The 10,856-nt window shown below is 62.4% G+C and carries 6 protein-coding genes; 3 read left to right on the top strand and 3 right to left on the bottom strand.

The features are described from left to right. The first annotated feature begins 139 nt into the window (after positions 1-139). Entirely contained in the window at positions 140-2,473 is a 2,334-nt protein-coding gene (locus HPY44_22235; GenBank protein ID NSW58740.1) for an alginate lyase family protein, read from the top strand. 108 nt (positions 2,474-2,581) lie between these two features. Here the strand turns inward: HPY44_22235 and HPY44_22230 are convergent, their stop codons facing one another. Further along, on the bottom strand, positions 2,582-4,855 hold the full coding sequence (locus HPY44_22230; GenBank protein ID NSW58739.1) for a DUF4091 domain-containing protein: 2,274 nt from the start codon (positions 4,853-4,855) through the stop codon (positions 2,582-2,584). A 2-nt stretch (positions 4,856-4,857) separates the two neighbouring features. Next, positions 4,858-6,120, bottom strand: coding sequence for a hypothetical protein (locus tag HPY44_22225; GenBank protein ID NSW58738.1), 1,263 nt, complete (start codon positions 6,118-6,120; stop codon positions 4,858-4,860). Between the two features lie 245 nt (positions 6,121-6,365). On the opposite strand from HPY44_22225, the gene HPY44_22220 reads away from it, so the two are divergent. After that, positions 6,366-9,134, top strand: coding sequence for a heparinase II/III family protein (locus tag HPY44_22220; protein NSW58737.1), 2,769 nt, complete (start codon positions 6,366-6,368; stop codon positions 9,132-9,134). Positions 9,135-9,200: 66 nt separating this feature from the next. Here HPY44_22220 and HPY44_22215 read toward each other — a convergent pair whose 3' ends face one another. Then, positions 9,201-10,388: a hypothetical protein gene (locus tag HPY44_22215; protein ID NSW58736.1), complete on the bottom strand. Its 1,188-nt coding sequence runs from the start codon at positions 10,386-10,388 to the stop codon at positions 9,201-9,203. A gap of 290 nt (positions 10,389-10,678) precedes the next feature. Between HPY44_22215 and HPY44_22210 the strand changes: the two genes are divergently transcribed. Continuing rightward, positions 10,679-10,735 (top strand): prepilin-type N-terminal cleavage/methylation domain-containing protein, encoded by a 57-nt coding sequence (locus tag HPY44_22210; GenBank protein ID NSW58735.1) that lies wholly within the window; start codon positions 10,679-10,681, stop codon positions 10,733-10,735. The last annotated feature ends 121 nt before the right edge of the window (positions 10,736-10,856 follow it).

The following is a 10,856-nucleotide window of genomic DNA, read 5'->3' as shown; positions in this document are numbered from 1 at the left end:
GACCGCAACAGAATGGCCTTCAGAGCGCCTGTAAACGGCTCACGTTGAGAGAAAAGGGCCCGGGCCTTCAAAAAAGACGGCCAGAGCGACGCGTAACACCCCGCCAATGGGGTTGTTCAGCGATTAGTATCTCGCGGTGATGACACCGGAACGCTGGGAGCAGTTCGCCACTGAACCGGAGAAGGCTGAGAAGTGGAACGTCGGCGCGCCGGACCCGGGGATACTGGGCGTCTGGAACATCCACACCGCCCTCCAGGACGTGACTGAATGGAAAGGCTGGCAGTCGACAGCTCTGCTGAAGCCGCTCAATGCCTACAGGGGGCGCGAGGTGATCCTCGCCCTCGTCTGGGGGTGCAACCATTTCGACCCCGAGTGGGGACGATTCCGGGGCTTCAGGATTGAGACGGTGACAAAGAAAGAGATTGAACGCCAGTTCTTCGCCGAACTCAATCTTGACCGGCCCGATATGTCCGCCGTGCGCGCCGCAGTGGATGCAGGGGATTTCGCTGCGGCAAAGGTCGCCCTCGCCGAACACTTCCGCACCCGAGAGACGCCGATCCTGCCGCCGGTCAGCCCAGACGGCAGTCCGAACGGGATCCGGATTGCAGATGAGCTGCTGGACCACATTTTCAGGCTTGCGTCTTGCCCTCCCACACAGATTGAGGGGCCGATCCGCTGGAACGAAGACCCGCACGACTACGACCAGTGGGCCATCGCACTCAACCGGCACACCCACTGGGTCACTCTCGGTCGCGCCTATCTGGCGACGAAGGACGAAAAATACGCCCGGGAGTTCGTGGACCAGCTCAACAGCTGGATCGATGCGCTGCCCATCTACATCGGGCCGGGCTGGATCGAGGGACCGATGACACAGGCCGGCAAGTCGCCGCTGTCGCTGGACGCCGGTATCAGGATGGCACAGAGCTGGTGGCAGGCCTATGCCTGTTTCAAGGACTCGCCCAGTTTCGACCCGGAATCCCAGGCGCGCATGATTCGCTGTTTCCGGGACCACGCGGTCTATCTCATGGATCCCTCGGTCTTCCACGTCACTTCTAACTGGGGCGCGATGGAGGCCAACGGCCTCTTCTGGCTAGCCGTGATGCTCCCCGAGTTCAAGGCCGCTCCCGTCTGGCTTGAGACCGCGCGCACGCGACTGGTGGATGCTCTCGCGGCCCAGGTGTATCCGGATGGCGCGCAAATCGAACTGGCGCCGGGTTACCACGGGGTCACGTTGACGAATTTCGTCGGCGCGCTGGAGTTGGGCAAGCGCAACGGAGTGTATTTGCCGCCCGAGTTCGTCGCCGGGCTGGAGCGCATGTATGAGTATTATGTGGCCATCGCGGGACCGGATGGCCGCATGCCCGCACTCAATGACTCCGGCTGGTACGGCGTGTCGGGAATGCTCACTCAGGGGCTGCAGTTGTTCCCGCACCGCCACGACTTTGAGTATGTGATCAGCGCCGGAGCAAAGGGGACTCCTCCGGCACAGACCTCCTGGCGCTTGCCGTACGCGGGCTGGAACATGATGCGCACGGGATGGCGCAGGGATGACCGTTACCTCCTGTTCGAAACAGGACCCTTCGGCGCTGGTCACCAGCATGAGGACAAGCTGGGCATCATCCTGCACGATGCCGGGCGCACGATCCTCACTGAAGGCGGCGTCTACTCCTACGACCGTTCCCAGTGGCGCAGATACGTTCTGTCAACTCGCGCCCACAGCACGGTAATGGTGGACGGGCTCGACCAGAACCGCCGCCGCGTCCCTGAAACCAACACGGCCTGGGAGCCCGAGGACGCAAGGTGGATTTCCGACGACCGCCTGGATTTCGCCCGTGGCGTCTACTCCGATGGCTACGGGCCGGATAACGGATTGCGCGTCACCCACCGGCGGCAGGTTGCTTTCGTCAAGCCTGATTACTGGCTGGTCCACGACACCCTCACCCCCGAGGATGACCTGGAACACACCTACGAGGCCATCTTCCATCTGGACGCCGCTCAGGTCGCGCTGGACGGTACTACCGCCCTCGCCACCCACGCGGCAGGAGGGCTGGAGATCATCGCTCTGGGTGATCCGGCGCCGGTGCCCGAAATCGTGCAGGGCCAGACCGAACCGGTGGTCCAGGGCTGGCTGCCTACCGGCGTGCACAATGTCCTGCGCCCAATCCCCACCACCATCTTCCGCTGGAAGGCGAAGGGGCCTACCCAGGTAGCTTTCCTGCTGGTGCCCACGCGCCCCGGCTCACCACAAGCGGCATCCGTCGCGAAGGTCGAGTGCAAGCCCGGCGCGCTGTATGCCGAGGTCAGCCGATCCGGGGATCTACGCGACCTGTTTCTCCTGCGCGTGTCACCAGCTGCATCGGAAAGTGCGGGCCGGATCACCTCCGATGCGGACGCCGCTATCCTTCTGCTATCCCGCGAGGGCAAGGCGGACTGCGTGTACCAGGTGGGTGGAGGAAGAGTGCGTCTGGACTAAGATGTCGCCCCGAGAAACCGGCATCCATGGAGACGCGTTTGTTCGGCTACAACTCATCCAGCACAGACAACCGACTCCAGGGGCCGCCGGAGTGGCGTCGCCTTCTGTTTACTGTGCGGCGAGTGTCAGGGCCTTGAGCCTCAGTTCTGACGGATCAGCGCCGCTCTCGTACTCGGCCAACAGCGCCGTGAGCTCCTTGGTCTTCCCTCGCCGCTGCAGGAGCGTCAACAGGCAGTAATCCTCGTACCCCTCGCGCACGGCTTCCGACTGCCGCGTCGCAACGGGGCCTTTCGGTCCTGGGTAGACCATCAGATAGTCCGGCCGATCCTCGTATGAGGCCGCGTCGAAATCTGTCCAGGGATTGCCTCGTGGGCCGTAGTATGAGTAGAAGCCCCACCCGTTCCAGCCTCTCGCGAAGGCGTCCCAGGCTTGGCGGCGGTAGAGCTGAACCTGGGGTGCGCGCTCGGACTTCGCGGACTGGGTGCTGACCGTGTAGAACGCGCGGACTGCCCGCGGGGAATCGAACAGTGCCATGCACCGCGGGCGATCACGCAGCAGCAGGTAAAGCGGCGCGGAGATGTCCACGTGCTCCCTGTACCACGGCTCAAGCACCGGTGCGACTTCCTCATCCGGAAGAACCCCGTTCCCCTGCCAGAAACAAGGGTTGCAGTAGACGCGTACCTTGGGTTCTGCCTGGTGGATGATTTCCGCGAAGGCCCCGTAGAGCAGGGAATTGCTCTTTCCGGGCTCGTCCCAGAGCTCCACGAACCAATCATCCCAGGACATCCCGAGTTCCTCCGCCTTCGCAACCAGCCCACGCACATGTTCGGTGATTGCCGCGCGATCTTCGTTTTTGATGTCCTCCGGCTTCAGCCGCGAAGCGTACCCTTCGTGCACATACTTACTCGGCAGCCCATACACGTAGTGGATCGTACGTCCACGCTCCCGGGCCAACGCGGCCAGAGTTCCCGGCTCCGGGAAACCATGCCAGACTGTGGCCCCAATGGACTGTTTGTAGTCCACCTCGCGCTCCTGCCGCCCATCCTCGGTGAAGGGGCTGCTGTCCGTGCAGCCGCTCCAGGTGTGCAGCCAGACCGGGGGGCGGGGAAGAGTGACGTCCAACACCATCGCCCGAACCGGGACGGCCGGCCCGCCTTCCACGCGCAGTTCCGCCCGGTACTCGCCGGGCGCTGCCCCCTCAGACGTCACGGACAGCCATAGCACCGCAGATCCGCCGGGAGAGAGGGTTATCCGCGGGAAACCGGCGATCCCGGCCCCGTTAGTCAGATACCGCTGCATCATTCCGGGGCTGAGAAGATTGTCTGCTTCGAACAGCGGACCGAGGTTTACTCCATAGTGCCGGGAGGGGATTGCTCCCGCAATACGCAGGTTTCCCGTCACGGTGTTCGAGACCGAACCGGCGCCTTCCGGTGTGAACGGCGTCAGTGTGACTTCCACCGTCGCAGGCTTCTCGCAGGATGTATTGGTGAGGGCCAGCGCAGCACATTCCGTCTCGTTTCGCGCCATCATTAGCGCGACTTCGCTTGCCAACTGATCCCGCGCAGGCAAGAGCGGGCGGTCGCTGATGCTGTCCCATGTGGGTGGACGAGACCATACTGCCGGAGCCTTCGCGGCATCCCCGATTTCCCGCTGCCAGTCCCAGTACTGGGCATCGCTGAAGGTCGTCTTGTCGATACCGGGGATGGAGCTGAAAGCGATTTCCGCCGCTACCGGCAGAGGAGCGACGGGATTGAGGTACTCGGGCAGGTCAGCGGTGACTTCGGCGTCGCCCCAGACAAAGACTTCCTCAAGCCAACTGATGCCCCCTCCATCCACGGAGAGCCGCAGGAAGCGCCCACTCGTCCCCTCAGGCAAGGGTATGCGGTGGAACTGCTGCTCCGGGCTGTCCTCCCGGGCGCGACTGTAGATCACGCGGAAGGGGCCACTGGCTTGCTCCGTGCAGGCGATCTCCACACCCACCTTCTTGCTGCGGGTGCTGATGTCCAGTTCGCTGAAGTGACAGGGGCGCTTGAAGTCGAAGGTAACGACAAGGGGTTTTCCGTTCACACCCACCGGGACGTACCAGTCGCCGGTGACGGCTCCGTCCAGCAGGCGCCGGCCGAAGGTGTCCTTCTGGTTCTTGATGATGTCAGCCGGGTTGGTAGGCTCTTCGAGGTATTTGTAGTCCACGCCGGTGAGTACGCAGGGACCCCAGTACCCACTATTGTCGCTAAGAAGTTTGCCGGGAGGAGCCGGGCTGTCATCCCGCGTCCCGTCCCACCAGGTTCTGCCCGCGAAGGCGCAGACGGGGACGACGGCCAGCAGCGTGCACGCAATCAGTGCGGCTGGTCGCAGAGGAGCACAGGTTTTCCGGCGGGTCATGATCAGGGCCTCGCAGGGGTGAACTTGAGTTCGGGTGCTTGTCCGAGGAAGTGAGCGATCACGCGCTGCGCCACCTGGCGCAGGTCGAGATTGGCTTCATTCTGCAGGGCGAGCGGGCCGGCCTCGAGACGGCCCTGGAGAGCGAGCTTGCCCGCTTGCGCACCCCACACACCCGCTCCGAGCCGGGCATACACCGCTGCTGAGCCAAGAAGGTCCCGATACTGTCCCAGTGCACCGGGAAGCGGAAGCCGGGACAGGTCCAGCGCAAGGTTCAGGTCCAGAGTGCCCGCATGGTAACCCCCGGCAGCCGCCAGCGGTCCGAGTTTCAGCACCCTGGCCTGGGGTTCCGCAGCAGGCTTCGCAGCTGGAGCCTCGGCTGCACTCTCGTCTTGCGCAGTGGGGGCAGCGGCTTCCGGCGTCTTGTCCTCCGGTTTGGAGGCGGGCTTCCATTCGAACTCGCCGCAGGCGGTGATCGGCGTGGGGAAGCCGAAGCCCATGTCCGCGTTGATCTCCAGCCGGAATGCCCCTTTGGCGCGGGTGATCAGAGATCGCTTGAGATCGTACTCGCGCTCAATCTTGTCTGCGAGGAACTTGGCCGATTGCACCTTCATCGTGCCCTGCATCAGGGGGTTGGGCATCTCAAAAGGCGGAACTTCCGAGCTCTCGGAGGTCTCGAAAATCGCCTTGCCGTCTTTCACGGCCACCAGGCGGGAGACCTTGGTGATGGAGGCCTTGCCGATGATGGGAAGTTCCTGCTCCTGCTGGCTGGTCCACTGGTCGCCCACTTTGAGCGGCTCTTCGGGGAACTGAAGGGAGAGGGCCATGAGCGCGATAGCGTCGATTGGCAGGCCGCCGGAGGACATGAGGTCCATCGCACTGCCGCCCTGCTCACCGCCGGTCTGCACGATCTTGGTCACCTGGCCGCGTCGGGTGAAAGTGACCTCGGAGGGCGCGGCTTGCTTGGGCTCCCGGGGCTGTCCCGCAAACTCAATTGTCTTCACCGTGTAAGTGCTCTGCAGGACGAAGTTACCGTTGTTGGGGTCAACTTCCTTGACCTTCACAACCACCGAACCGTCCATCTTACCGGTGATGCCCATGAGGCTGGCGCCGTTCATCTGCACATCGGTCAGGTTGCCCGTCAACTGCCCTTCCTGCTGATCGGCTTTGGCGGGGCGGTATTCAAGCTTGAGGGCGTCAGTGGCCTGTTGGGCCATACACGGCAGCGCCGCAATGATCAGGCCCAGGGCGAGGAATGTCATTCGCATGACAAGGTCTCCTGTCAGTCTCGGAATTGCCGGGATCATGGACAACAAAACAGCACAAGAATCGCGCTGGTTCCGACCGGCGGTTGAGTCCTTTGACAGTGATCGACGCTCGCAGGTTCCCCAATTGGCAAGCAGACCGCAGCCACGGGCAGGTCTCGGAACGCAAGTGGCGAAACACGCGTTTCATACATCAGTGACTGTCCGTAATGCCCCAAGGGGCCGAAAGCCGCTTGCCGGAGGAACCCATGTCCGTTCGCGCAACCCTATCCCTCAGCGTTCTCGGAGCCATGATTTTGACCGTGCTATCGTCCTGCCAGGCCGCACCACAGCACCCCCGCGTACTTCTGACTGCCGAAGACTTGCCCGCGCTGGTAGCGAAGACCACCGCCGCCGGTCCCGATGCCCACGGCGTTGACGCGGCCGAAGCTTGGAAGGATATCCTCGCGAAGGCCGACTTCGCTGCAACCGCGCCTGCATACAGCTACTCAGTGAACATCCCCCTGGATAACCGGAAGTTCGCGGGGTTGTGGACCTACACCTTGTCCGACCAGACCCCTCCGCGGCACGATGATTCGCCGGCATATCCGCCCTGGACCGCCATGTTCCAGGAGCGTTCGGATTCCATCACAACCCGGCTCATGCACCTGAGCTTCGCAGCGCTGGTGACGGGTGAGGACAAGTACTTCCAGCGCGCCCGGGAGATTGCCCTGAACCTGTCCAATTGGGATCAGTGGACCGACCCGAGCTACGGCGGCGGCAAAATCCGCGCCTGCCTTGACACAGGCCACTGCACCGGCGCGGTGGCGATGTTCTACGACTGGTGTCACGACAAGCTTTCACAGGAGGACCGTGACAAGATTCGTCAGGCGATCATCGAAAAAGGCATCGAAGCCTGTCTTGCTGATGTAGACCGCTACCCGCCGGCGACGAATGGATATGCTGTGGTTCTGAGTGGGGCCACACTGGGCGCGATTGCCGTCCAGCCGGAGACGCCCGAAGCCGACGGGTGGATAGCGACCTGCATCGAGAAGGCACGGGTCGGGCTGGACCAGGGCGGCAAAGACGGAGGGGCCTTCGAGGGGCCCATGTACGGCACCTACCTCGTGGATTCGCTGATCAAATGCCTGGAGGCCTTCGACGCCGCGGGAATCGAGCAGGACCTGTTTGACCATCCATATCTGTCCACCATGACCCGGTACTGCGTGGGACTGCTGGCGCCGGACACACTTCAAATGCCCTGTTTCGGCGACGGTGGTCCGGGTATCGGCTTCCCGCAGACCATGAGCGTCCTGGCGCACCGCGGGGACAGGCAGGCTGCCTGGTATCTCCAGCAGATCGGGAGACTAGGCATCGAGACCATCTATGACTTCATACGCTACGACGCCCAGAGCCTGCGTCCCGAGCGACCTGACTGGAACCCATCCACGGTATTCGAAGACGTGGGCTACGCGGTGCTGCGAGACGGGTTCAATGCCCAAGCGCCCACGCTGTTCTTCAAGTCCGGCCCGTACGAGGAGAACATCGGGCACAACCACTACGACCACAACGCCTTCGTCATGACCTACGGCGGCGAGTGGGTCATCCCGGATCGGGGGTACCATTCGTTCTACGACCCCACCGAGCGCAAGTTTAGCCTGGGAAGCATGGGCCATTGCACCGTGGTCATGGATATCGACGACGAGTACTACGCGCGGAACATCGTTCCGGACCCCGGACACGAACAGGTCAACCGCATGGGGGGACGGATCACGGAGTTCTTCGCCGGAAGCGCCTTCGATTTCGTCACCGGTGAGGCGGCAGAAGCTTACAACAGGCCTGATCTCAAGGTCCTGGACCGCTTCAGCCGGTCCATCCTCTATGTCAAACCCGACTTCTTTGTGATCATGGACGATCTGCAATCTCCGGAGCCCAGGTCCTTCAACGTGCTGGTGCATGCAGACGGCATGGGAGACGTGGAGCCCAAGGGCGACCATTTCATCCTCAGCCGCACCACTGGCGAGGTCTGGGGCAGGATCAGCAGTCCGCACTACGAGAACTGGGAGAGTGCACGGTACCCGGGCGCCGAGAAGTACGGCCCATACCTGCGCGCGTGGACATCCAAAACGGCAAATACCCGGTTCACCACATTCCTGTATCCCCGCCCGTCCAGCAATCCCAAGTTCATCCGCAACGGCGGCTTCGAGCGAGGCCTGAGCGGTTGGCAGCCCCGTGCCGGCGAAGACGGGCCGAATCACACCATCAGCACGGAAAACCCGGCTGAGGGCGACCAGTGTGCTCAGATTGTGAACAGCGGTTACTACTACAGCGACCGATTCCGTCTGCCGGCGGGAACCGAAATGACGGCCCGTGCGAAGATCCGCACCACCGAACTGCCTGAGGGCAAAGGCGCGACCATGACGCTTTACTTCTGGCGCGGCGGAAAGGCCTTCGCGAACAAGCGCATCGGCCCCTTCGCACACGCAGATTGGCAGGAACACAGCATCACAGCCACGGTCCCGGAGGACACCGAGGAGATCTCCCTGGCGCTAGAGTTCTTCGCTCCGGGCACAGCGTGGTTCGACGCCGCCCGCATTGACGCCCCTATGCAGGAGCGCCCTGTAGTCACGCCCGTGGTGGACGTGCTGCCCAACGGTGATCTCGATGGGAAGCTGGGGGATCAGCGGTTCGTCATCCTGCGCGAGCCGGGGGAGGTGAACGGGGTTGCCACCGACGCCGAGTGCTCCGCAGTTGTGTTCGACGGGGCAGGCAAGCCAGTTCGCTGCTTTGTGAAGAACGGCAAGTCGCTGAGAGTGAACGGCAGCGATCTCGTCACCTTCGACCGCATCTGTACTGCTGAGGTCATCATTGATGGGGCCAGCGTCGCACTGAACGTGCAGGAGAACCTGGCACCTCATGCGGCGCAAGCGGCGGCCGTCAATGTCGCTCTCGCGCTGCAGGTGGATTCGGCGACGGTGAACGGCCGGAAGGCCGCAGTTCAGACAGCCGAGACAGGTGTCCGTGTGACTGCGGAGTAATCACAGACCTGACGAACGGGGCCCGGGAGGACATGCATCCCGGGCCCGATACCCCCCACGGCGCGTTTACTGTCGAATGTAGTCCACCCATCGACCCGCGAGGGCTTCCCCCAACTTGCCCTTGATGTCCACCGCGTCCCCTGCTGTCTTCCGCATTGCTTTGTCGAACTTTTCGTCCACCAGGAGCGAAGTGATGATCCCGCGGCCCACCGGATAGAGCTGGTCGAATTGGGCCACCGGGGCCCAGGCGCCTGAGACTGTGAGGGTCCAGTTCCCCCGGCCGCCAAGTAGCGGTGAGGAGTCGAACTGCCAGGTGAGGATCGTGGTCCGGATCCGAATGGGCACCCCATTCATAGTGGCTACGAAATCCACGATCGAGCGGTCTGCAAAGGGATTGTTGCCGAGACCGGCCGCGCGCACGGCGTCGCGGTAATACGCGCTCGCGCGGGGCAGGTCGTGGACGGCTTCCACGCGCACCCCGGGCACTTCGCGGGAGAGCAGCGGGAGCACGATGCTCTGAGCAGCTTGTCCGGCAGGGATATAAGGAGTCTGGATGTTGAAGTTGGCGGGTGGCGATGAAAAAGCCCCCGCGAGACCGTCGGGGCTCGAGACCTTCCAGACAAAGTAGGCAGGGGTGAGAGCGTCGCGGTAGACATTGCCCTCCCACCGCCACCCTTCCGGAAAGGACAGGCGGTAGGCGTTTTCCGTCGGTTCATTGAAGTGCCGCAGTTGTGGTGGTGCGATGAGATGCGCAGTATCCAGCGCCGTCTGGATATCTTGCTGAAAAGCCTGGGCGAACTCGGGACGCACGAAGGCTCCCAGACAGAAGTTCACCCCGGCCTGCTGCTTGCAGACCCAGTGCTGGGCGACCGGCTTCCCTGACACGTTGGCGTTGAGCATCAGTTCCCAGTCCACACCATTGGCCCGCTGCCGCACAAAGGGTGCAACACCGCAGACCATCTGAAGGTCTTTGGCAAGCGCTTGCGCCTCTTCCCGGGGTGCCTGTCGCGTCCGGAAGAACCATATCACTGGCTGTCTCCACAGAATGCTCGGCCCGATATCGGCGTCAATGGAGATCGTGATGAGGCCCTTCTTATTGGGGCTCATCTGCCAGTCTTCGGGGATCGTGAGACCGAACCCGTGAACTGGATTGTCATACTGGACCCTGGGCACGGCGAGAACCGGTTGTGCAGCGCACTCGGTGGCGAAGACAGCCCACGATACAAGAGTCAGGAATACCGCTGCAGCCTTCATCAGTGTCACCTCCAGGAAACCACCGGCACTATCCGTCGCGATTGCTGCTGCGATTTCATTCGACGTCGCGAATGACGTTCCTGCGTGGGCAATCACGCTCTGGACTCCGGTGAGACTGAAATCCCGCGTCGGGCCGTCAGCCCAGTCATGACTGTGTCCGAATTATGATGATGCCTTTATTTTTCCTGTGAAAATACTATTGGTGACATATAGAAAGACGTTGTCCTGTATCAGCAATGCGGGTATACTCCTGCTGCACTCAACCCCAATTCTCTCAGGAGGTCATGTGAATGAAGCGACACGGTTTCACGCTGATCGAACTGCTGGTGGTCATCGCAATCATCTAATCGCTGAAAAAGTTGGGAGGTCTTGCGTGTTCATAGGGGAATCGTGGGTGTGAGGTGATGGCGTTGCAGCACAAAGACCTTCCCCGCACCCCTTCGCTGTATGACGACGTGATAGGGTCTT

The sequence above is a fragment of the Armatimonadota bacterium genome, from assembly GCA_013314775.1.
Lineage (GTDB): Bacteria > Armatimonadota > Zipacnadia > Zipacnadales > JABUFB01 > JABUFB01.
Note: the sequence above shows the minus strand (reverse complement) of the source record. Positions and strands in the feature narration are given on the sequence as shown.